Source organism: Kineosporia rhizophila (genome assembly GCF_021277265.1).
Classification (GTDB): Bacteria; Actinomycetota; Actinomycetes; order Actinomycetales; family Kineosporiaceae; genus Kineosporia; species Kineosporia rhizophila.
Genome location: NZ_JAJSOH010000016.1, coordinates 1 through 20816 on the forward strand (window position 1 = coordinate 1; position 20816 = coordinate 20816).

Annotated in this window: 24 protein-coding genes and 1 pseudogene; 9 read left to right on the top strand and 16 right to left on the bottom strand. The window is 69.0% G+C overall.

The features are described from left to right. Positions 1-121: 121 nt before the first annotated feature. From LWF15_RS21490 to LWF15_RS21500, 3 genes are all read right to left on the bottom strand, one after another. Positions 122-403, bottom strand: coding sequence for a hypothetical protein (locus tag LWF15_RS21490; RefSeq protein ID WP_232812679.1), 282 nt, complete (start codon positions 401-403; stop codon positions 122-124). A gap of 45 nt (positions 404-448) precedes the next feature. Further along, positions 449-1333, bottom strand: coding sequence for a hypothetical protein (locus tag LWF15_RS21495; RefSeq protein ID WP_232812680.1), 885 nt, complete (start codon positions 1331-1333; stop codon positions 449-451). A 367-nt stretch (positions 1334-1700) separates the two neighbouring features. Beyond that, entirely contained in the window at positions 1701-2594 is an 894-nt protein-coding gene (locus tag LWF15_RS21500; protein WP_232812681.1) for a helix-turn-helix transcriptional regulator, read from the bottom strand. A 183-nt stretch (positions 2595-2777) separates the two neighbouring features. Between LWF15_RS21500 and LWF15_RS21505 the strand changes: the two genes are divergently transcribed. Beyond that, positions 2778-3821 (top strand): NAD(P)-dependent alcohol dehydrogenase, encoded by a 1044-nt coding sequence (locus LWF15_RS21505; protein WP_232812682.1) that lies wholly within the window; start codon positions 2778-2780, stop codon positions 3819-3821. On the opposite strand, the gene LWF15_RS21510 is transcribed toward LWF15_RS21505, so the two are convergent. The 4 genes from LWF15_RS21510 to LWF15_RS21525 all read right to left on the bottom strand — a co-directional run bounded on the left by LWF15_RS21510 (position 3796) and on the right by LWF15_RS21525 (position 6603). Beyond that, positions 3796-4044: a winged helix-turn-helix transcriptional regulator gene (locus LWF15_RS21510; RefSeq protein ID WP_232812683.1), complete on the bottom strand. Its 249-nt coding sequence runs from the start codon at positions 4042-4044 to the stop codon at positions 3796-3798. The two genes, LWF15_RS21505 and LWF15_RS21510, sit on opposite strands and share 26 nt — an antisense overlap. 166 nt (positions 4045-4210) lie before the next feature. Next, positions 4211-5044, bottom strand: coding sequence for a hypothetical protein (locus LWF15_RS21515; protein ID WP_232812684.1), 834 nt, complete (start codon positions 5042-5044; stop codon positions 4211-4213). Positions 5045-5092: 48 nt separating this feature from the next. Further along, positions 5093-5482, bottom strand: a complete 390-nt coding sequence (locus LWF15_RS21520; RefSeq protein WP_232812685.1) for a DUF2256 and DUF3253 domain-containing protein — start codon at positions 5480-5482, stop codon at positions 5093-5095. A gap of 14 nt (positions 5483-5496) precedes the next feature. Continuing rightward, positions 5497-6603: an alkene reductase gene (locus tag LWF15_RS21525; protein WP_232812686.1), complete on the bottom strand. Its 1107-nt coding sequence runs from the start codon at positions 6601-6603 to the stop codon at positions 5497-5499. A gap of 114 nt (positions 6604-6717) precedes the next feature. Between LWF15_RS21525 and LWF15_RS21530 the strand changes: the two genes are divergently transcribed. Further along, positions 6718-7338 carry a TetR/AcrR family transcriptional regulator gene (locus LWF15_RS21530; RefSeq protein ID WP_232812687.1) on the top strand — a complete coding sequence of 207 codons (621 nt, stop codon included), beginning with the start codon at positions 6718-6720 and terminating at the stop codon, positions 7336-7338. Between the two features lie 3 nt (positions 7339-7341). Here LWF15_RS21530 and LWF15_RS21535 read toward each other — a convergent pair whose 3' ends face one another. Then, positions 7342-7788, bottom strand: coding sequence for a MarR family winged helix-turn-helix transcriptional regulator (locus LWF15_RS21535; RefSeq protein WP_232812688.1), 447 nt, complete (start codon positions 7786-7788; stop codon positions 7342-7344). Positions 7789-7862: 74 nt separating this feature from the next. On the opposite strand from LWF15_RS21535, the gene LWF15_RS21540 reads away from it, so the two are divergent. Further along, the gene (locus LWF15_RS21540) at positions 7863-8774 is read left to right on the top strand and encodes an alpha/beta hydrolase (protein WP_232812689.1); all 912 of its coding nucleotides are present in this window, start codon (positions 7863-7865) and stop codon (positions 8772-8774) included. Here the strand turns inward: LWF15_RS21540 and LWF15_RS21545 are convergent. Then, positions 8749-9456, bottom strand: coding sequence for a Type 1 glutamine amidotransferase-like domain-containing protein (locus LWF15_RS21545; protein ID WP_232812690.1), 708 nt, complete (start codon positions 9454-9456; stop codon positions 8749-8751). The genes LWF15_RS21540 and LWF15_RS21545 overlap by 26 nt on opposite strands. A gap of 245 nt (positions 9457-9701) precedes the next feature. On the opposite strand from LWF15_RS21545, the pseudogene LWF15_RS38185 reads away from it, so the two are divergent. The 3 genes and pseudogenes from LWF15_RS38185 to LWF15_RS21555 form a co-directional block, all read left to right on the top strand. Further along, positions 9702-9947: pseudogene (locus tag LWF15_RS38185) on the top strand (sigma factor-like helix-turn-helix DNA-binding protein); the annotation flags it as partial. Positions 9948-10098: 151 nt separating this feature from the next. Continuing rightward, positions 10099-10326, top strand: coding sequence for a hypothetical protein (locus LWF15_RS21550; RefSeq protein ID WP_232812691.1), 228 nt, complete (start codon positions 10099-10101; stop codon positions 10324-10326). Positions 10327-10658: 332 nt separating this feature from the next. After that, on the top strand, positions 10659-10865 hold the full coding sequence (locus LWF15_RS21555) for a hypothetical protein (RefSeq protein WP_232812692.1): 207 nt from the start codon (positions 10659-10661) through the stop codon (positions 10863-10865). A 51-nt stretch (positions 10866-10916) separates the two neighbouring features. Here the strand turns inward: LWF15_RS21555 and LWF15_RS21560 are convergent, their stop codons facing one another. Further along, positions 10917-12296 carry a hypothetical protein gene (locus LWF15_RS21560; protein ID WP_232812693.1) on the bottom strand — a complete coding sequence of 460 codons (1380 nt, stop codon included), beginning with the start codon at positions 12294-12296 and terminating at the stop codon, positions 10917-10919. 2 nt (positions 12297-12298) lie between these two features. Then, on the bottom strand, positions 12299-12811 hold the full coding sequence (locus LWF15_RS21565; RefSeq protein ID WP_232812694.1) for a SigE family RNA polymerase sigma factor: 513 nt from the start codon (positions 12809-12811) through the stop codon (positions 12299-12301). Between the two features lie 184 nt (positions 12812-12995). On the opposite strand from LWF15_RS21565, the gene LWF15_RS21570 reads away from it, so the two are divergent. Next, positions 12996-14084 carry a glycoside hydrolase family 43 protein gene (locus LWF15_RS21570; RefSeq protein WP_232812695.1) on the top strand — a complete coding sequence of 363 codons (1089 nt, stop codon included), beginning with the start codon at positions 12996-12998 and terminating at the stop codon, positions 14082-14084. A gap of 33 nt (positions 14085-14117) precedes the next feature. Here LWF15_RS21570 and LWF15_RS21575 read toward each other — a convergent pair whose 3' ends face one another. From LWF15_RS21575 to LWF15_RS21590, 4 genes are all read right to left on the bottom strand, one after another. Beyond that, positions 14118-14780 (bottom strand): dihydrofolate reductase family protein, encoded by a 663-nt coding sequence (locus LWF15_RS21575; protein ID WP_352396509.1) that lies wholly within the window; start codon positions 14778-14780, stop codon positions 14118-14120. A gap of 22 nt (positions 14781-14802) precedes the next feature. Further along, a complete protein-coding gene (locus LWF15_RS21580) occupies positions 14803-16011 on the bottom strand; it encodes an RNA polymerase sigma factor (RefSeq protein WP_232812697.1) in 1209 nt (402 codons plus the stop codon). A 41-nt stretch (positions 16012-16052) separates the two neighbouring features. After that, positions 16053-16469, bottom strand: coding sequence for a YciI family protein (locus tag LWF15_RS21585; RefSeq protein WP_232812698.1), 417 nt, complete (start codon positions 16467-16469; stop codon positions 16053-16055). A 177-nt stretch (positions 16470-16646) separates the two neighbouring features. Further along, the gene (locus LWF15_RS21590) at positions 16647-17666 is read right to left on the bottom strand and encodes an LLM class flavin-dependent oxidoreductase (protein WP_232812699.1); all 1020 of its coding nucleotides are present in this window, start codon (positions 17664-17666) and stop codon (positions 16647-16649) included. A gap of 87 nt (positions 17667-17753) precedes the next feature. Between LWF15_RS21590 and LWF15_RS21595 the strand changes: the two genes are divergently transcribed. After that, a complete protein-coding gene (locus LWF15_RS21595) occupies positions 17754-18542 on the top strand; it encodes a maleylpyruvate isomerase family mycothiol-dependent enzyme (protein ID WP_232812700.1) in 789 nt (262 codons plus the stop codon). 40 nt (positions 18543-18582) lie between these two features. On the opposite strand, the gene LWF15_RS21600 is transcribed toward LWF15_RS21595, so the two are convergent. After that, positions 18583-19446, bottom strand: a complete 864-nt coding sequence (locus tag LWF15_RS21600) for a calcium-binding protein (protein ID WP_232812701.1) — start codon at positions 19444-19446, stop codon at positions 18583-18585. Positions 19447-19613: 167 nt separating this feature from the next. On the opposite strand from LWF15_RS21600, the gene LWF15_RS21605 reads away from it, so the two are divergent. Continuing rightward, the gene (locus LWF15_RS21605) at positions 19614-20807 is read left to right on the top strand and encodes an MFS transporter (RefSeq protein WP_232812702.1); all 1194 of its coding nucleotides are present in this window, start codon (positions 19614-19616) and stop codon (positions 20805-20807) included. Positions 20808-20816: the final 9 nt, after the last annotated feature.

A 20816-nucleotide genomic window follows, 5' to 3' on the forward strand; every position in this document is an offset into this window, starting at 1 on the left:
CCGGCTCAAGCAGTTCCGTGGCCTGGCCACCCGTTTCGCCAAGCGAGCGACCTACCACCGCGCCGAGATCGTCCTCGCCTGCATCGTTCTTCATCTCCGATGAAGATCCGCAGGACACGCCCTAGGGCGAGGCCGTGACACCCAACCGCAACTGGCCGTAGGCGCCTCTGTTGAAGACCGTCAGTGAGAGAAGGGTCCCGACCGGCGGGAAGTCATCCAGCCCCCCAGGCGTGCTCATCCCCAGGGCCGGGACGTTGACGTGCCCGAAATCGCCGACGTCGAGCAAATAGACGCCGACTCCGAACTGGTGGGCGCAGACGACGCCTCGTGTCACGGAATGCTCCGGCACCGAGGACAGGGGCGGGCGGGGCGGCTGATTGTGCATGCATCGCGCATCGGGCACCTGGATCTCCTCACTCGTGCAGCAGTCGCCTCGAGCGTGCTTCGTTCAACCGGAGAAGGCCGATCCCAGGAGCCGGGCACGAAGGGCTTCAGACTCAGCGACCACGGCCAGGTGCTCGCGAGCCGGCCGACGCAGCCCTCCCACGACCTCCGCCCAGACCTGGTCCGGCAGGGACAGGACCTGCTCGCTATCCAGACAAGCGATCAGTGCACTGAATTCGCGCTCCGCGTCGAGAAACGCACACAGGCCCAGCGCGGCTCCCACCTGCCGCTCGGTTCTCAGGAGGGGCAGACGCCGGAGAATCGCAGTCCGTTGTGCCCCGGTGGTGCGACGGCTCCCCAGGTCGTTGTGCAGGGAACGCAGCGTCTCCTCGACGAGTCCCGCTGCCGGTTGAAGATCGTTGATGTCTTTCGCCAGTCCGGTCAGCGCCCTGGACGTGTTCTCCGCACGCACCAGGAACAGCAGGACGTCCACCCGGCCCTGCTCGACCGCGGCCGCACGTATCCGGGCGAGCACGTTCTCGGCCAGATCTTTCAGGGCTGTCCCGGCGCCGGAACGCCGCGTCAGACGTTGGACGACGTCGGTCTCGGGCCAGGGCAGCACGCCCACTGCAGCCAACGCCACCCGCGTCAGATCCGTCACCTGAGGGTCCTCCAGCGCCCGATCACGCAGAAGATCGCGTTGCTGAGGTGTGACTCCGACGGCGGCCCGTTCCAGGACCTGCGGCCACCGGCCTCCCCTGAAGAAGGCGTCCGGATCGACCGGGACCGGCGAGTCCGACCACGCGAACTGCTCGGCCCCACCCTCCGGGTCGTAGACGATGTGCGGATCCTGACGCAGCCCCGGTTCCGCCCTCTTGACGGCCTTGTTGGCATCGCTCTTGGACACGTTGAGCTCGATCAGGCGCGCGACGATCGTCTGGGTGGTCATGACGACTGCCTCCTCCCGGAGAAGCTGTCGCACGACGTCGTCGGCGGACTTCGTCAACTGCCGGCCGACCGCCGCCCCGTCGGCGAAGACCTGGGCCGCAAGGCTGCCATCGGGCGCCCACCTCACCCCGGACGGACGCCGCGGCACCTCGACCGGCTGCTCCCCCGTCCACGTGACCACGTATCCAGCGCCTTGTGGCTGAGCCCGTCCGATCTCTTCGATCCCGTTGCGCCGACGAACCCATACCTCAGAAGCTGCCACACCCACACAGTAGCCCTCGGCCTGGTCCGTATCTGACACCGTGGGCACCTGGTCGGCAAAGGACAAAGCGCAGCAAACTTTTGGCCGGAGAACTGCGTGTGCGCACTCAGGAACGGGCGACGTCTGAGCTGTTCTCAACATCCTCGGCCGCGGTCCTGGCCCAGGACGCCAGCAGGTCCAGCCGATCGGCAGACGCCGAGCCGGGCTCGGCGGTGTAGACCAGCATGACCAGGCCGGGCTCGTCGGTCAGGGCCAGTTCCTGGAACGCCAGTGTGACCTCACCGACGACCGGGTGATTGAACCGCTTCGTCCCCGCACCGTGGGTACGCACGTCATGAGCCCCCCATAAACGTCGGAAAAGCTCGCTTCGCGTGGACAATTCGCCCACCAGGTCCTGGATCGACCGGTCATGGGGGTCGCGCCCGGCCTCTGCGCGGATGATCGCGACGCACATGTCGGCGAACAGTTCCCAGTCGGGGTAGAAGTCACGTGAGGCCGGGTCGAGGAATTGAAAGCGGGCCAGGTTCACCGGCCGGCCACCATCACCGATCGCCGGCGCGTAGAACGCCCGCCCGAGCGCGTTCATCGCCACGACGTCCTGGTGGGCGTTGCGCACGATGGCCGGGCCTCCGGTGATCGCCTCGAGCATCCACTGCATGGCCGGCCGCGAATCGACGGGTTTGTTCGGGCGGCGGCGGGGCCGTCGGGCGGCGGGGATGCCGTCGGCGGCCCGGGCCAGGTCGAGCAGGTGCGCGTGCTCCGTCCTGTCGAGCTTCAGGGCCTGGGACAGGGCATCCAGCACAGATGCGGACGCACCAGCGATGTCGCCGCGCTCGATCCGCGAGTAGTACTCGACGCTGATCCCGGCCAGGACGGCGACCTCGGCGCGGCGCAGCCCGGCCACGCGCCGGTTCACCCCGGTGGGAAGACCTGCATCCTTCGGGGTGAGCTTGGCGCGGCGCGACATCAGGAAGTCACGCACCTCCGACCGGTTGTCCATACGCTCGAGGCTAGGCCCACCAGCAGCCGCGTGGGGTTCCCTGCCAGTACGTCCTTCGACAGTGACTCCCACCGGACTGCCGAGAAGTGTTGTCTGTAACCGCGGACGCCGTTGTCGGCACTCCCCTGTCCAAACCGTGCAAATCCGCTCCTTTGCCCACCCAGCAAGCCTCTTTGGAGAACCATGCTGAACGTCAACGCCATCGCCGCGCCCTCCGCGACCGGCGACCTGGTCCGCACCACGATCCAGCGCCGCGACGTCGGCCCGAAGGACGTGCTGATCCAGATCCGCTACGCCGGGATCTGTCACTCCGACATCCACACCGTCCGGGGCGAATGGGGTCCGATCGCCTACCCGCAGGTCGTCGGGCACGAAATCGTCGGCGTCGTCACCGAAGTCGGCACCGACGTCTCCAAGCACGCTGTCGGGGACCGGGTCGGCGTCGGCTGCATGGTCAACTCCTGCCGCGAGTGCGAGAACTGCAAGGCCGGCATGGAGAACTACTGCCTCAAGGGCAACACCCAGACCTACACCTCCCTCGACCGCGACGGCACCATCACCCAGGGCGGGTACAGCACCCACGTCGTGGTGGACGAGGACTTCGTCCTCAAGGTCCCCGAGGCCATCCCCTACGAGGCGGCCGCTCCCCTGCTGTGCGCCGGGATCACCACCTACTCGCCGCTGGCCCACTGGAACGCCGGCCCCGGCAAGAAGGTCGCCGTCGTGGGCATGGGTGGCCTCGGCCACCTGGCCGTCAAGATCGCCGTGGCCAAGGGCGCTGAGGTGACGGTGCTTTCGCGTGGATTGTCCAAGAAGGAGGACGGCCTGCGCCACGGAGCCAAGGACTACCGCTCCACCAGCGAGGAGGCCACCTTCACCGACCTGGCCAACACGTTCGACCTGATCATCAACACGGTCAGCGCCCCGGTCGACCTGAACGCCTACCTGCGCCTGCTGCGCCTGGACGGCACCCTGGTCAGCGTCGGCGCCCCGCCCGAGCCGCTCCCGGTGGGCGTGTTCACGCTGTTCGGCAATCGCCGCTCGTTCGCCGGCTCCAGCATCGGCAGCATCGCCGAGACCCAGGAGATGCTCGACTTCTGCGCAGCGAACGGGATCGCCCCGGAGATCGAGGTCGTCGACGCCTCCCAGGTCAACGACGCCTACAAGCGCGTCCTTTCCTCGGACGTGCGCTACCGGTTCGTCATCGACATCGACACCCTGCGCTGATCCGGCCCCGACGGGCCTCGACGACTTCCTCGACGTGCTGCACCGACCACTCGGTAAGGGCCTTGAGCGGACCCCGGCGGGTCTGGCCGAGCGGCGTCAGCTCGTACTCCACCCGGATCGGGGCCTTCGGGTACACCGTGCGCACCAGCAGCCCGTCGCGCTCGAGGGTGCGCAGCGTCTGGGTGGACATCTTCTCGCTGATCCCCTCGAGCTCCTGCCGCAACTGCCGACGAGCAGTACACGAACTCCGGCGACCTGCGGCGCCTGATCGGAGGGCCCACCGCGACCCCGGCCGAGACGATCGCCGTCGCACTCCGCTGATCAGGGTCAGGACTCACCGGTCCGCAACCTGGACTCATCCGCAACCTGGACTCAGCCGCAACCTGGACTCAGCCGGTCGTCCTGCCCTCGAGCATCAGGCGCGTCTCGGTCACCCGGAACCCGGCCCGGTCGAACGCAGCGGCCATCGGAACATTAATGACGTCGGTGGTGGCGGTAACGCGCTCGGCTCCGGCGTCCGCGTGGAGGCGGATGACCGGTTCCCCGTCCGGTGCAGTGGCGACGCGCCACCAGGCCCGCTCGCCGGGGCAGTTGAGGTAGAAGTTGTAGTCGTCGCGGGCCTGGGCTGCCGGGTCCATCACCACCAGCGCCCTGCGGGTGGTGACATCGAGTGTGCCAACCGCAGCCTGTTCGAAGAGAGCGAGGAACTCCTGCTCGTCGCCAGCACGAAAGCGCAGACGCTGCGAGGAAGTTGGGTGCTGGTCGCCGGGGATCCACTCATACTGAAGCCGTTCCGTCTGCTCGCTCAGACCGGCGAGGGCCGCAGCTGCGACGCGCCAGGACACCGCGTCGACGGCGGCCGGGTCGCGGCGCCAGTGCGTGGGCAGGGTGAGCTGGTACTCAGGGGGATGTCTCACAGCGGTAAAGCCGGCGTGAGCCTGCTGCAGGAGGTGCCCAGCGACGGCGGCACGGTCGTCGACACGCTCCAGCAGGTGCAGGCAGTCCAGCGCCAACGGGGTGACGCTGTCGGACCGGCCCCACCACAGGGCGCGGCCGACCACGACGCCCTCGTCGTCCAGGACCAGCCAACTCCACGGCAGGCGCATCTGCCCGGCCGCCAGTTCCTCACGGAGCCGGTCCGGGCCGATGCCGCCGATCACCGGGTCGACCGGAAAGGCGAGCAGAGTCTCGAGATCGCGCGCGGTGGCGGGGCGAAAGTGCACGAGACCCTGCTTAGCCGTCGGTGGCCAGAAGCAGCAAGCGAGTATCGATCACGCTGAGCGGGGACCTGACGGAACGCTCCGCACGAGAAAGGCGCCCTTGGCCCGGGAAGGGTCCACCACTCGTCCGTTCTGGACGATCTCGACCTGCCCGGCGGCCACCAGCCGCCGGGCAGCAGCCCGGGCCGCCTCCCGGTACTGCTGCTCGTCCCCGAGCCCGAGCGAGCGCAGCGCCTCGCTCGGGTCCACGCCCGCTCCTCGGGCCCGGTGACGTACGAGTTCCAGGATGCTCCCCTCGAGTCTCCGCCCCACGTCGCCGACCCTGGTGCGACGGCATGCCTGCGAGCAGTAGCGGATCTCGTCCCAGTTCGCGGCCCACTTCTTGCGCCACGCGATGGTGCGCCCGCACGACGCGCAGACCTTGGTGGGGGAAGAACCCATGGCAGACCTTTCGCTCAGGCCGCGCCCTGCTCCAGCGTGGGGTAGTCGGTGTATCCGTGGGCGCCACCAACATAGAAGGTGCTCGGGTCGGGGGCGTTCTCGGTGGCGCCCTCGTGCCAGCGGGCCACCAGGTCCGGGTTGGCGATCACGGCGCGGCCGACTGCGACGGCGTCGGCGTGGCCGTTGCGGACCAGGTCGATGGCCTCGGAGCGGGTGGTGTTGACCGAGAAGCCCGAGTTCAGGATGACCGGCGCCTGGACGGTCTTGCGGAACTGCTGCACCAGCGTCCCGGACGGCTCGACGTGCAGGATGTCCACGAACGCCAGGCCCAGCGGCGCCAGCCCTTCGGCCAGCGCGGTGTAGGTAGCAGCCAGATCCTCCTGGTCGTCCTCCACCACGCCCTGGATGTTGTGCTCGGGCGAGATGCGCAGGCCCGTGCGCTCGGCCCCGATGGCCTCGGCGACCGCAGTCAGGATCTCGATCGCCAGGCGGGCCCGGTTGGCCGGGGAGCCCCCGTACTCGTCCGTGCGCTGGTTGGAGGCTTTGCCCAGGAACTGGTGCACGAGGTAGCCGTTGGCCGCGTGGATCTCCACGCCGTCCAGGCCCGCCTCGACAGCATTGCGCGCAGCCGTCACGAAACCCTCGATTATGGACGGGATCTCGCCTCCAGTCAGCGCTTCGGGCACCGGCAGGGCGGCCTTGCCGCCGTCTGCCGTCCGGATCTCGCCGGGAGCAGCCAGGGCGCTGGGGGCAACCGTGCGCCCGGTGCCGGTGATCGAGGGGTGCGAGATGCGGCCTCCGTGCATGATCTGCGCGACGATCCGGCCGCCGGCCTCGTGCACCGCGTCGGCGACCCGGTGCCAGCCGGCGATCTGCTCGGGGGTCTGCAGGCCGGGCTGCCCCATCCAGGTGCGCCCCTCGATGATCGGCCAGGTTCCCTCGGTGACGATCAGGCCGAGGGACGCGCGCTGACGGTAGTACTCGACGTGCAGGTCGGTGGGCACCCCGTCGGGCTCGGTGCGGGTGCGCGTCAGGGGCGCCATGACCAGGCGGTTCGACAACTGCAGGGCGCCCAGGGTGAGAGGGGTGAACAGCTTCTCGGGGCGGGGCTGGGGCGTCACGTGGGTTCCTCGATCTTGCTTCCGGGCACGCCGGTGGTGGCATGCGGTCAACGACTGGGACGCTAGCCCGAGTTGGTACTGAGTACCAGTCGGGGACGCAGTAGACTCCATCACGTGACTGATGTGCCGCAAAGGCCCCAGATCCGACCCGGTCCCGGCTCACTGCGCGAGCGGACCCGGCAGGCGATGCGCGCCGAAGTGAGCGGCATCGCGACCCGGCTGTTCGCCGAGCAGGGCTGCACCAACACCACGGTGGAGCAGATCGCCGCCGAAGCGGGGCTGTCCCGCACCACGTTCTTCCGCTACTTCGGCACCAAGGAAGACGTGGTCCTGATCTGGATCGAGGAGCTGGGCCCCGAGCTGGCCGAGGCCCTCGCCGCGCGACCCGGCACCGAATCCCCCTGGCAGGCCCTGCGCCGCACGTTCGACATCCTCCTGGAGCTCAACGGCGCCACGCTGGAGCAGGCCATGGAGTTCGAGCGGATGCTCGAGGCGAATCCCACGATGCGCGCGCGACGGCGGGAGAAGCAGCACCGCTGGGAAGAACTCCTGCGCCCCCTGATCGCCGCCCGGCTGCCCCAGGACGGGCCGGCCGAGCAGGACCCCCGCCCCCGCGCCCTGGCGGCCTCGGCGGTCGAGTGCTGGAACGCAGCCCTGGACACCTGGCGCGTCTGCGGCGGGGCGGTGCCCCGGGAAGTGCTGCTCGACCGCGCCATGGACGCGGTCGGCCGGTAACCCTCAGCCGACGGGCAGGCCGACCTGGTCGTCTTCGAGCCTGCGGCGCAGGGCGGAGACGGCAGCGGCCACCACGGCCAGCTGCTCGGCGTCGAGGTCCAGCAGCTCAGCGAGCCGCTCCTCGACCGTGCCGCGGGCCGTCTCCAGGACCTCGCGCCCGGCCTCGGTCAGCTCCAGCAGCGAGGAACGCCGGTCGGCGGGGTTGGGCACCCGCTGCACCCAGCCCAGGTTCTGCAGCCGGTCGATGCCCTTGCTGGTGGCCCCGATCCCGATGGCGAAGCTGACGGCGAGGTCCCCGACCCGCGAGCCGGGATGCTCGTTCAGGTGGCTGAGGAACTCGAACTGGCCCATCGAGATGCCGTGCCGGGCGCGGACCTCCTCGGCCAGGGCGTTGTAGAGCCGGGTCTCCAGGCGCACCAGATCGTCGAAGAAGTCCCAACTAGATGCCATGGCATGTACATTACTCGAGACAAGTAGATGCCTGGGCATATAGTTCCTGGGCATGTTTCTCAGGGGAGTACATGATGAGCGAGCAGCAACGCCGGGCCGCGGACAGCGAACTGCGACGGCCGGCACCCTCTGCACCCGCTGAGCCGGTCTCGATCCAGGAACAGCGGGCCGGATTCGCGGCCCTGATGGCGCACCTCGGGCAGGTACCTAAGGGCTGGCGGCGCGGAACCGGCACGCTCGGCGGCCGACCGGTGGTGACGGTCGAGACGGAGGGCGAGGCGCGGCCCGGCACGATCCTGTACTTCCACGGTGGGTCGTGGAGCCTGGGCTCACCGGAGACCGCGATCGCCCTGACCGCGAATCTGGTTGTGCGCAGCGGGGTCCGGGCGATCTCGGTGGACTACCGACTGGCCCCCGAACACCCGTTCCCGGCCGCCGTCGAGGACGGGGTCGCCGCCTATCGGGAACTGCTGAGCCAGGGCACCGATCCGGCATCGGTGGTGTTCGCCGGGGACTCGGCCGGCGGCGGCCTCTCGGTCACCACCAGCCTGGCCGCCCGAGCAGCGGGCCTACCTGTACCGGCCGGGATCGTCGCCTTCTCGCCCGGCCTGGACGCCACCCGCACCGGCGCCAGCATGGACAGCAAGGCCGGGATCGACCCCATCTTCACCCGCGAGGGCCTGGCCCCGGCCCTGGATCTGTACCAGGGCGACGCGGACGCGGCGCACGAACTGCTCAGCCCCGCCGTTCACGCCGACCTGACCGGACTTCCGCCCCTGCTGCTGCAGGTCGGCACCAACGAGGTGCTGCTGGACGACTCGACCCGGCTGGCCGAACGGGCCCGGCAGTTCGAGGTCGACGTGATCCTCGACGTGGTGGCCGGGGTGCCGCACGTGTTCCAGATCTTCGCGGGCCGGCTGGACGAGGCCGACGACGCCCTGGACCGTGCGGCCCTCTTCATCACCCAGCGTCTGCGCCGGAGGTGACGTCGGCGCTCGCGTCGGGATGGAACCGCCACCGCCCCTCGGACACCACGTCCGTGGTGCCGTCGACGACCCGGACGGCCGACTCGTCGTCGATGAAGTAGATGGGGAAGTCCGCCTGCCCGGCGATGCGATCGGCCCAGGCGTCGTCGCGTTCCGGGAAGTCGGGCGAGTACAGGTGCGGCTTGAGGTACCAGTCGAAGAGCCCGAAGGGTGACTCCACGGTGGTCGCACCGAGAAGGTGCAGATCGGCGCTGTCGCCGATGACGCGGGCCGAGTGCTCGGTGAGGTTACGGCTGAAGATCATCGACCCGGCGCTGAGCCCCACGTAGACGCGGCTCTCCAGGGCCTCCAGGAAGCCGTCGGCCAGATCGTTGCCGGTGATGCTGCGGGCCAGGTGGTAGTGGTTGCCACCGCTGCCGTAGACGACGTCGGCGTGCCGCAGTCGCTCGAGCACCACCTGCGGAGGCAGGCCGTTCAGGTCCAGGACGTCGAACTCGCGCCAGCCCAGGCCGTGCAGGCGGTTCATGTCCTCCAGGAGCCAGCCGTGGTCTCCCGGCTGGGCGACCGAGGCCGTGGGGATGTACACCACGTTGGCGGCCGCGAACGGCCTGCCCAGCATGTCCCGCAGCGCACCGAGCATTGAGCCGTTGCGCAGACCGCCCGACGTCAGCAGAAGATTCACCGCCCGAGCCAACCACAGCCGCCGAGAGGCCACAAAGCACTGCCTCGGCAAGACCGCAGGACGAGGAGGAGAGCTTCCGCGCCTTCATGCAGAAGGAGTGGGACTCGCTGACCCTCACGGCCTATCTGCTGACCGGTGACCGGGACCACTCCGAAGATCTGGTCCAGACCGCGCTGGAGAAGACCCACCGCAGGTGACGCTCGGTCTCGGCGATGGACTCGCCCAAGGCCTACGTGCACCGCACGATGATCAACACGGTCACCTCGTGGCGGCGCAAGCGCAGCTTCGGCGAGGTGCCCCAGGAGCCCACCGACACCACCTACCAGCCGGGTGGATTCGAGCAGGTCGAACAGCACCACCAGTTGTTCGCCGGGCTGCAGGCGCTTCCGCCGCAGATGCGGGCGGTGCTGGTGCTGCGCTACTTCGAGGACCTCCCGGATCCCGAGATCGCCCGGATCCTGGGGTGTTCCGTGGGCAGCGTGAAGAGCCAGGGGTTTCTGGCCTTCGCCTACCGGGCGACAGATCAGGGCGAGATCGCGGACTACCAGGTGCTGATGCCGGCCGAGGGTGCCGCCGCCCGGCCCATCGCCTACCGCCTGTACGCCAAGAACGGCCGGGGCAAGACGAACAACGTCAACGTCGTTGCGCCACCCCAGCACCGAACGCCTCGAACTCACCGTGCAGGGCGAACAGCCGCAGTTGCTGGAACTGGACAGTTCCAGGAGTGCGCAGACCACCGTCGATCCCGGCGACCAGGCCACGGTGACGGCCTACGACAGTGCCGGCGACGAGATCGGTTCCACTCCCCTGCTCCCGTTCCGGGAGGCGGGCCCGCTCGGCGAGGCCAAGGGAACGCGTCTGGTGCCGTAAGCCCGGGGGGAACCGGAGGGGACGAGGGGGTGGGGGTGGCGTGCATGCGCCGCCCCCACCCACACGAGTTCTCGACGCATGTGTGCTCAGCCCGTACGCGCCCTCGCTGGACCGCACTGACCACGGTGCCCACCGGCGTCCATTGTTCGAGAGGATTGCCGATGCGCAGCGAGGCGACAGGAGACAATCGCCTGACACTTGAGCACACCAGGGAGCACCGAATGGCACGAACGACCGGGTCGGCGGCCCGTGGACGACAGAACAGCACCGGCTCACCGGAGTCCGAGGCGCCTCCGTCGACGCGTCCCGGCCCTGGAGCACGCGGCCAGCGGATGAGCGAGATGATCGACAGCGAGTACCGCGTGCTCGGCGCTCAGTTGCGCGCCGGCCGGCTGCCGGAGGCCGTGAGGACGTCGCGGCGACTCACCGAACTGGTGGAGTCGCTGCGCAACATCCAGCCCCCGGCCGGAGATCGGGGCAAGGCGGCACCCGCGGCCCCCAAGGTTGCGCGGCCCCGCAAGGAGGGCCCGCGCAAGTAGGACGGCCTTCGGCCCTGGGTGCGCTTCGGCAAGCACACCCAGGGCCTACGCCTACGGCACCAGCCGCGTTCCCCGGGCCTCACCGATCATGGTTTCCCGGCCCTCGAACGGCAGCACCGGCGAGCGGCTCAGCTCCGACCCGTCCGCGCGATGCGCCACCACCGAGGCCTCCTGGTCGGGCTCCACCGTCGCCTCCCCCTTCCCGGTCTCGTCCAGGACGACGTCGACCGGCGCCTGCCCAGTGATCTCCAACGACACGGACGCCGCCTTCTCCGGAGCGATCACGGTCACCCGGTCGGTCTCGATGTCCCCGTGCTCCTCGCCCCGCATACGCCAGGCGATCGGCCGGTCCTCGACACCGGCTGCCGGCATGAGCATCTCCAGATCCGCGCTGAAGGACTCGGTGGTTCCGTGGAAGGCGAAGGCCACCACGCCGTGGCCGGGTTCCTGAACGGTGAACAGCGCCGCCGGGGAACCGTTCACGACGCCGGTCCAGCGCAGGTCGATCAGCAGTCCCTCGAGCGGGACCCCGGCCCGCCACAGGGCCGAATCGACGAAGGTGTGCAGCAGTTCGTAGTCGAAGTCGTTGTCGCCCCGAACCTTCTTCACCAACGACTCCAGGATCTCGCCGGTAGGGTCGGGGCCGTTGAACGAGCCGCCGAAGCCGACCTCGTCGACGTTCCCCTCGTACTCGACGACCCCCAGGGGCTCCAGAGAATAGGTCGGCTCCAGGACTGCTTCGGCAACTCCCGTGTTCCCGATCCCGCCCATCGGCTCGTCCATCTTCAGCCGCCCCTCAGCGGTGAACTCGAAGCCCGGCCGAATCGCCGCCCGGCTGCCTGCCGGCCCCACCACGACGAAGACGTTCGTCCCGTCCGGGGCCATGCCCAGGTTCGCGGTCACTCTCTCGCCGGCATCACCGTAGGACGACCAGTCCATCGCCTCCGGCGCCGCCCCCGCCGGGCCCTGGTACCAGACCAGCTGCGGCTGAGCCAGGACCCCCATCTGCAGGGGCACGTAGGCCAGCACCATCCGGAAGGCGCCGACATCGCTGGCGTAGAGGAACCTGATCTTGTCCCGACGCACCTTCCAGTATCCGGATCCCTCTTCGTCCGGGAGGTCGGGGATCGCTGCCCGCATCCCGTCGAGCCAGGCCGTGTCGCCGGCCAGCGAGCCCCGCAGCGGACTGTTGATCAGTTCGTCGTTCATCGACGCGACAGCCAGACCCGGCGCCCAGCCCGGCATTGGTACCAGCCCGGACTGCAGCCCGATCGCCCCGGCCAGGACGAGGCTCGCTGCGGCGATGCGCGTGCGCTTCACGCGGCGGTGGCGCACCTCGCGGCGGGCGAAGGAGGGCCACGGGTCGTCCGCGACGGGAACTCGCTGGACGTCCTCGGCGAGCCCCTCGCGGAGCATGGATTCGATGTTCATCATCAGCTCCTCTGGAAGGCCGCAGCAAGCCCCGGATCGGTGATCTCGAATTGCTCCCGAAGCCGCTGAATGCCCCGGGAAGCCTGACTTTTGACAGTCCCGGTCGAGCAGCCCAGGGTCTGGGCGATCTCGAGGTCGGGAAGGTCCTCGAAGTAGCGCAGCACCAGCACCGCCCGCATCTTGGGCGGAAGCCTGCGCAGGGCCTTGACCAGCTGGTGCCGCTGGTCGATCTGGTCGAAGTCGTCGCCCGGGGACGCGGTGTCCTGCGGCTCGTGCGGGATCTCGCCGTAACTGCGCCGCCGGCGCCAGGAGATGGCTGTGTTGACCATGACCCGCCGCGTGTAGGCGCCGGGATTCTCGAGCGTGCCCCACTGCCGGTGGATCTTCTCCAGCGCCGTCTGCGCCAGATCCTCGGCGTGATTCCGGTCGCCGGTCAGCAGATAGGCCGTGTGGACCAGATGTCTCCATTCCTGCCGCACGAAGGCCCGGAAGGCCTCCTCACCCTGAGCGCGCATGCTTCCCCCCAACTGCTACGCGATTCCTCATCATGCCCAAACTGACGCGATGAGGACACGAACGGTTGAGAGCAGTTGGACCGGCTGCGCGAATTACACTGGCTCCCGTCACACACTGCACCGAGCCTGCGAGGGAGCAGGCCAGCGCCACCTCCCTCGCGGGCTCCATCCCTGAGGAGCAGAAATGGCGCCACAGCAAGGAAGCACACCGAAGCCGTTCCGCCTGAGGAAGGCTCTGGGAGTGGCCGTAGCCGCCCTGGTGGCGGCGCTGTCGATCGGCCTGCTGATGACCGGGCCGGCCCAGGCCGCCCCTCCCCCACCGATCGCCGACCCCAGCGTCATCCGGGTCGGCGGCACGTACTACTCGGTCGAGTCGGCCGGCGGGCACCTCTACACCCGCTCGGCTTCCAGCCCAGCCGCCCTGGCCGGCAGCGAGCGGGTGCGGATCTGGGCCAACAACGGCCTGCAGGAGGTCTGGGCCCCCGAACTGGTCCGGATCGGCGGCCGTTACTACGTGTACTTCGCGGCCGGCGCCGGCGCGGCCCACCGCATGTACGTGATCAGCTCGAACTCGCCCACCAGCGGCTACGGTCAACCCACGAGAATGAGCCTGCCCGATGACAAGTGGGCGATCGACGGCACCGCGTTCACGTTCGAGAACCAGCTGTGGTTCGTCTGGTCCGGATGGGCGGGCGACACCAACGTCGAGCAGAACCTCTACATCGCCAGGATGTCCAGCCCCACCACCACGACCGGCGCCCGCTCGGTCGTCTCGCAGCCGCGGGAGAGCTGGGAGCGCGTGGTCGGCAACCCCTACATCAACGAGGGGCCCGAGGCGATCAAGGACCCGAACGGCCAGCTGCACATCGTGTACTCGGCCAACGGTTCCTGGAGCGACCAGTACTGCCTGGCCGACCTACGGCTGAAGAAGGGCGGGAACCCGGCGTACGTCTGGGACTGGTACAAGTCCAACGGCTGCCTGTTCGGCTCCAACCCGGCCACCCTGACGAGGGGCTGGGACCCGACCCTGCACGTGAACGGTCCCGGCCACCACACCTTCGTGCTGCTGGACGGGGACATCAACACCAGCCCACCGGCCGGCCCCCGGTTCCCGTTGATGTTCCACGCCGTACCCAAGGGCACCGGGTACACCTGGGACAACCGGCGCTGGTTCACCGGCAGTTTCACCTGGTGGGGCGATGTCACGTACACCCGCTCCAACGTTCCGGGTGAAACCTCCGACCGTGGTTGGAGTCTGAAGTTCTTCGAATAGAAGACGTCGTGGGGTTCTGTTGGGCTGTTCGGCTCAGCAGAGCCCCACGAGGGACGACTGTCTCGTGAAAGTGAGATGGGTGACGCCACTTGGCGCCGAGACCGCCTCCACGCTGTAGTCGCCCTCCATGCCTTCCAAGCCGTCCCACAGACGGACGCCCCGGCCCAGCACGATCGGCACCTGCACCAGATGAATGTGGTCCACCAGCCCGGCGGCGATGAAGTCCCGGGCCATCGTGGCACCGCCGCCGATGCGTACGTCCCGCCCGCCGGCCGCCTCACGCGCCAGGTCCAGGGCTTTGACGGGCGAGACGTCGAGGAAGTGAAAGGTTGTCCCACCAGCCATTTCGATCGAAGTGCGGGGCCGGTGGGTGAGCACGAACGTAGGCGTGTGGAACGGCGGGTTCTCACCCCACCAGCCCTTCCACTCCGGATCGTCCTGCCAGCCCGGAGGGCCGAACTTGTTCGAGCCCATGATCTCGGCCCCGATGCCGGGCTCGTGCTGCTGCGCAAAAGCATCGTCCAGCCCGGCGGTTCCGCCTGAAAGCCCCATGATCGGGGCTCCGAAACGAGTAGCGATCATCCACTCGTGCAACCGGTGCCCGGCGTGGCCCATCGGCGCCTCGGCGCTCTGGCCCTCACCACAGGCGAAACCGTCCAGCGAGATGGACAAGTTGTGAATCCGTGTCCGCGTCACTTACTGAGCCTCACAATCGTCCTCAAGAAATTCGGTTGGCCTTCTTCAGCAATAGATCTCGTTCGCGTTCGTTCTTGCACAGCCCGGCCGCAAGCTCGAACTCGCGGCCCGCCTCCACCGTGCGTCCGAGGCGGAACAGCAACTCGCCCCGGACACTCGGCAGCAGGTGAGAGCCGGCCAACCGCCCATCCACCGCGAGATCGTCCACAATGGCCAGCGCATTCTGCGGGCCATCAGCCATGGAAACCGCCACCGCGCGGTTCAGTTCGACAACCGGGGAGGGCGCGATCCGGCCCAGCGCCTCATAAAGCACCACGATGCTCCCCCAGTCGGTGCCTTCCACCGATGGAGCGGCCGCATGGCAGGAAGCGATCGCTGCCTGCAGACCGTACGCCCCCAGACCTCGACCGATCGAAGCGGCCTGCGAAAGAGCGCCTTTCCCGCGTGCGACCGCCGCGCGGTCCCACCGGCGCCGGTCCTGGTCCTCCAGCAGGATCACGGCGCCGTCGGGGCCGACCCGGGCCGGGAACCGGGCCGCGGTCAGCTCCATCAGCGCCAGCAGGCCGAACACCTCTGGCTCGTCGGGCAGCAACTGGGCCAGTACCCGCACCAGCCGCCGGGCCTCGTCGGCCAGGTCGGTGCGCAGCAGGTCCCGGCCCGAGGTGGCCGTCGATCCTTCGGTGAAGATCAGGTAGAGCACATTGAGGACGTTTGCGAGCCTGGCCTTTCGTTCGTCTGCCGGTGGTACCTCGAAGGGCACGCGCGCGGCCGCGAGCGTCTTCTTGGCCCGGGTGATCCGGGCCTGGACGGTGGGCACCGGCACCAGGAAGGCACGGGCGATCTCCTCGCTGGTCAGGCCGCCCACCACACGCAGGGTCAGGCTCACCCGGGCTTCTGCGGACAGCACCGGGTGACAGGCGATGAAGAGCAGGGCGAGGACGTCGTCGTCGATCGCATCCGGATCCCACAGGACGTCCGTGCTTTGTTCTTCCAGCCCCTGGGCCAGAACGGCGTACCGCTCATCCAGCCCCGAGCGCCGCCGGAACGCATCGACAGCCCGGCGGCGGCCGACCGTGTACAGCCACCCCGCCGGGTTCGGCGGTACCCCGTCTTTCGGCCACCCCTGCAGCGCCTCGGCCAGTGCTTCCTGGGCGACGTCCTCGGCCAGCGCGAAGTCGTTGGTGTAGCGAGCCAGCGCGCCCACTATGCGCGCCGACTCGATCCGCCACACCGCCTCGACCGTGCGCCGGGCGTCCTGCTCCCCGTGGGCGCTCAGAGCTGGCCGTTCTGCTGACGCCAGGCCTTCTCCCGGTAGACGTACTCGTTCTCGGCCGGGAACTCGTCGATGCTGGGGATCCGGCGGACCTCCGTCTTGGCTCCCGGACCGGCCGGCATGCGCCGGGCCCACTCCACCGCTTCCTCCAGCGTGGGTACGTCGATCAGGTAGAAGCCACCGAACAGCTCCTTGGTCTCTCCGTAGGGCCCGTCGGTGACCAGGGGCGGGGTGCTGGAGTAGTCCACGACCACGCTCACCTCAGGGTCGAGCCCCTCGGCGGCGAGCAGGACCCCGGCCTTCATCAACTCGTCGTTGTAGCGGCCCATCGTCTCCAGGATCTCGTCGAAGGAGACGTTCTCCATCGCCTTGTGCGCCTCGTCCGAGGCCCGCATGATCAGCATGTACTTCGCCATGTCGCTGTCTCCCTGTTCGTGAGGTCCGACCGGTCCGCCGGGGCGCTGCTCGGCCCCGCTCACCAGTGATTCGAACGGGAGCGCGACGGATCGACATCGTCGCAAGAATTCCTTGGCGGCGGGACGGAACGGCGATGCAGGGGCCGGACCGCCCGCACCGGGGTTGCCAGGTCCGGCCTAACGCCAGCCCAGTTCGGGGGCCAGTTCCCGGACCACGGTTCCCAGCAGGTGGGCGTTGTAGTCGACGCCGAGCTGGTTGGGGATGGTCAGGAGCAGGGTGTCGGCCGCCGCGATCGCCTCGTCGTCGGCCAGCTCCTTGATCAGCTGCTCCGGCTCCCCCGCGTAGGTCTTGCCGAAGCGTGCCTTGCCGCCGTCGATCATGCCCACCTGGTCCTCGCCGCCGCGGGCCGAGCCGAAGTAGGCACGGTCCAGGTCGTTGACGATCGGGAAGATGCTGCGGCTGACCGAGACGCGCGGCTCGCGCTCGTGGCCGGCCGCCTTCCAGGCGTCGCGGAAGCGCTGGATCTGCTCGGCCTGCAGCTGGTGGAACGGCACTCCGGTGTCCTCGGTGAGCAGCGTCGAGCTCATCAGGTTCATGCCCTGCTGGGCCGTCCACTCGGCCGTGGCCCGGCTGCCCGCACCCCACCAGATCCGCTCGGACAGGCCGGGCGAGTGCGGCTCGATCCGGAGCAGCCCCGGCGGGTTGGGGAACATCGGCCGGGGGTTGGGCTTGGCGAAGCCCTTGCCCTTGATCACCTCACGGAAGCGCTGGGTGTGCTCGCGGGCCAGCTTGGAGCCGTCCGGGTCGCCCTCGGGCTCGTACCCGAAGTAGCGGTAGCCGTCGATGACCTGCTCGGGTGATCCCCGGCTGATGCCCAGCTGCAGGCGCCCACCGGAGATCAGGTCGGCCGCGCCCGCGTCCTCGGCCATGTACAGCGGGTTCTCGTAGCGCATGTCGATGACGCCGGTCCCCAGCTCGATCCGGCTCGTCCTGGCCCCGGCCGCGGCCAGCAGCGGGAACGGCGAACCGAGCTGGCTGGCGAAGTGGTGCACGCGGAAGTAGGCGCCGTCCGCCCCGGCCTCTTCGGCCGCGACGGCGAGCTCGATCGACTGAAGAAGGGTGTCGGCCGCCGTGCGGGCCTGCGAGTACCGGGTGTCCGACCAGTGGCCGAAGGACAGGAATCCGATCTTCTTCATGGCCCCAGTAACACCTGCGCGCGCCAAAACTTCCCACCCCGGACCGGCACCTCGTCGACCGAGGTGCCGGTCGCTAGGCTCCCGGGCATGACCACCTCTGCGGCCGAGATCATCACTGCCCTGCGCAGTGAGCACGACGCCCTCGCGAGCGTCGTCGCCACACTTTCACCCGAGCAGCTCACCACTCCCTCCGGGGCCTCCGAGTGGACCGTCGCCGACGTCCTGTCCCATCTGGGCAGTGGCGCGGAGATCACGCTGGCCAGTCTGCGCGCGGGGCTGGGTGAGGCCGAGGCGCCCGGCGCGGACTTCAACCAGGGCGTCTGGGACCGCTGGAACGCGCTGAGCCCGCAGGACCAGGCCGCCGGCTGGGCGCAGTCCGACGAGGCCCTGGTCGCCGCCCTCGAGGCCGTTCCGCAGGAGCGGCACGAGGAGATCAAGGTGGACATGGGCTTCCTGCCCGAACCCCTGCCGCTCGCGACGTTCGCGGCCATGCGGCTGAGCGAGGTGGTTCCGCACACCTGGGACGTGCGCGCCGGCCTCGACGCGGGCGCGACGCTGCCCGACGGTTCCGCCGAGCTCCTGGCCCAGCACCTCAGCACCGACCTGGCCTTCCTGCTCGGGTTCATCGGAAAGCCCACGGCAACTGCGGAACCCGCTGTCATCGAGGTCGCGAAGACCTCGTACCACATCGTCCTCGACGAGAAGGCCCAGTTCACCACCGAGGCCCCGGCCGCGACGGCGAAGTTCACCGGGTCGCTCGAGGCGGCGCTGCGTCTGCTCTACGGTCGGCTGACCCCGGCCCACACCCCGAACGGCACCTCGGTCGACGGGAACATCACCCTGAACGAACTGCGGGCCGTCTTCCCCGGCTTCTGACGGAAAGGTCTGCCCCGCACCGGGGCAGACCTTTCACACATCAGTTGGTGATGGTGTTGCTGCCCGTTCCGCCGGAGATGGTGTCGGTCCCCGGCCCTCCGGAGATGGTGTCGTTCCCGGAGTTCCCGAAGATCGTGTCGTCACCGCTGTTGCCGTAGATCTCGTCGTGCTCACGGCCGCCGTACAGGAAGTCGTTGCCCTGGTCGCCGTAGATGAGGTCGTCGCCGTCGTTGCCGTAGATCACGTCGTCGTCGGCCCCGCCGTGCAGGCTGTCGCCACCGACGCCACCCTGGATCTCGTCCTCGCCGTCGCCGCCGCTGGCCATGGCCCGCCCGGCGACCAGGGTGATGAGGTCGTTGCCCTCGTCGCCGTGACCTTCCCCGCCACCTCCGATGTTGAGGGTGTCGGTGCCTTCGTTCCCGGAAACGACGGCATCGCGGAGGGGAGAACCGGTGTACGTGTCGTTGCCGGCGTCCAGAGAGATCGCGTTGAAGTAAGTCGTGGTGCGGTTGGTGAATTCCACCGTGTCGTTGCCCGCCCCGAAGGAGATCTGACCGCTCGGCCAGTCCGAAGTGGTGCCGCCCACCACGTTCTCGATCTCGCAGACGACCTTTGTGAGGTCGGCGCTGTCGGGGTGCGCGCAGTTGGTCCCCGCCTTGATGTCCACCACGTCGTCGACCTCGTAGGTGTACACGCTGCGGTCTTCCGACAGCGACAGCACCACCTCGGCCTGGTTGCGCAGGTCGCCGCCCTCGTAGGTGAACAGGTTCAGCCGTCCGTCCCGTCCGGAGAGCTCTGCCGTGGCCGTGTCCCCGGCCGCGTGGGCGGGCGTGGCGAACAGACCGGCAGCGGCCAGGGAAGTGCTCCCGGCCAGGATGAACAGGCGGTTGCGGCGCAGGGTCATGCAGATACCTCCGACTTGGTACTCGTCATGTGTCGGTAACACCGTGCCAGGAAAGTACCCGGAAAACTGCCAAAAGCCCCGAAAGTGACACGTACGACATCGGCGTCGCTCTTGGGAAGCACCGACGTCATCGAATTGGGGGCCACTCACCGAGCGCGGGGGATGCGTTGCCGGACAGAGATTTTGGACGCCTGTACTGGGCACACACGGTCAGCTCACTGGGTACGGCGCTGGGTTCCGGGGCGCTCCCGCTGATCGCCGTCACGGTGCTCGGCGTGGCTGCCTGGCAGGTTTCCGCGCTGGCGGCCCTGTCCGGGATCGCCGGCGCAGTCCTCGCGTTGCCGTTGGGCCACGTGATCGAGTACCGCCGCAAGCGACCGGTCATGGTGGCCGCGGACCTGTTCCGCTTCCTGGTCATCGCGACTGTGCCGGTCGCGATCTGGGCCCAGTGGCTGACGTTCGCCCAGCTGTGCCTGGTCGCGGTGCTCACCAGCGCGGCCACGATCGCGTTCGGCGCCGCTGGTGGCGCGCATCTGAAGGCTCTCGTCGCTCCCGGGCAGCTGCACATCGCCAACAGCAGGTTCGAGTCGGCTTCCTGGACCACTACGACCGTCGGTTCCTCGGCCGGTGGCTTCCTGATCAGTACCCTCGGCTCCGGGACGACTCTGGCGCTGGACGCCCTGTCCTACCTGGTCTCGGCCTGCTGCATCCTTCGCATACGTCGACCGGAACCAGTTCCGCCGCCCAGCCCTTCGCGCATGAGCGGCCGGGATCTGGTCGCTGGGTGGGCGTATGTGCGGAGCCGGCCCGATCTTCGCGCCCTGCTGGCCAATGCGCTGCTGTTCGGGGCCGGGATCATGGCGGCCGCCCCTCTGACCGCCGTGCTCATGCTGCAGGACCTGGGGCTTTCGGCCTGGCAGTACGGTCTGGTGCTCGGTCTCCCCTGCCTGGGCGGCATTCTCGGTTCGGCGCTGACTCCCCGCCTGGTCGCACGCTTCGGATTCGGAAGTCTCTTGCTGGGCGCCGGAGCCCTGCGGACGGTGTGGCTGCTGCCCTTGCCCTTCGTCCCACCGGGGACAGCCGGCCTGGTTCTGCTGATCGGCGCCGACTTCGGCCTGCTGGTGTGCGCAGGCGTGTTCAACCCCCTGTTCGCGACATACCGTGCCCAGGCAGTTGACGACCAGTATCTGGCCCGGGTGATCACGGCCTGGGCCATCAGCTCCCGCATCGCCCAGCCCACGGCCATCGCCGCCGGTGGGGTGCTGGCCGCGCTCGTCGGCCTGCGCCCCACGCTGCTGGTCGCCGCCGTGGTCACCCTGCTCAGCGCGGTCGTCCTGCCCTGGCGATCGGTGGGCCCGTGAACAACGGCG

Excerpts from the sequence above, each read along its gene's own strand:
- LWF15_RS21535 (WP_232812688.1), bottom strand. The coding sequence starts at position 7,788 with ATGGCATCTAGTTGGGACTTCTTCGACGATCTGGTGCGCCTGGAGACC.
- LWF15_RS21590 (WP_232812699.1), bottom strand. The coding sequence starts at position 17,666 with ATGAAGAAGATCGGATTCCTGTCCTTCGGCCACTGGTCGGACACCCGG.
- LWF15_RS21495 (WP_232812680.1), bottom strand. The coding sequence starts at position 1,333 with ATGACCACCCAGACGATCGTCGCGCGCCTGATCGAGCTCAACGTGTCC.
- LWF15_RS21500 (WP_232812681.1), bottom strand. The coding sequence starts at position 2,594 with ATGGACAACCGGTCGGAGGTGCGTGACTTCCTGATGTCGCGCCGCGCC.
- LWF15_RS21555 (WP_232812692.1), top strand. The coding sequence starts at position 10,659 with ATGAGCGAGATGATCGACAGCGAGTACCGCGTGCTCGGCGCTCAGTTG.
- LWF15_RS21540 (WP_232812689.1), top strand. The coding sequence starts at position 7,863 with ATGAGCGAGCAGCAACGCCGGGCCGCGGACAGCGAACTGCGACGGCCG.
- LWF15_RS21520 (WP_232812685.1), bottom strand. The coding sequence starts at position 5,482 with ATGGGTTCTTCCCCCACCAAGGTCTGCGCGTCGTGCGGGCGCACCATC.
- LWF15_RS21600 (WP_232812701.1), bottom strand. The coding sequence starts at position 19,446 with ATGACCCTGCGCCGCAACCGCCTGTTCATCCTGGCCGGGAGCACTTCC.
- LWF15_RS21570 (WP_232812695.1), top strand. The coding sequence starts at position 12,996 with ATGGCGCCACAGCAAGGAAGCACACCGAAGCCGTTCCGCCTGAGGAAG.
- LWF15_RS21585 (WP_232812698.1), bottom strand. The coding sequence starts at position 16,469 with ATGGCGAAGTACATGCTGATCATGCGGGCCTCGGACGAGGCGCACAAG.
- LWF15_RS21565 (WP_232812694.1), bottom strand. The coding sequence starts at position 12,811 with ATGCGCGCTCAGGGTGAGGAGGCCTTCCGGGCCTTCGTGCGGCAGGAA.
- LWF15_RS21595 (WP_232812700.1), top strand. The coding sequence starts at position 17,754 with ATGACCACCTCTGCGGCCGAGATCATCACTGCCCTGCGCAGTGAGCAC.
- LWF15_RS21505 (WP_232812682.1), top strand. The coding sequence starts at position 2,778 with ATGCTGAACGTCAACGCCATCGCCGCGCCCTCCGCGACCGGCGACCTG.
- LWF15_RS21560 (WP_232812693.1), bottom strand. The coding sequence starts at position 12,296 with ATGAACATCGAATCCATGCTCCGCGAGGGGCTCGCCGAGGACGTCCAG.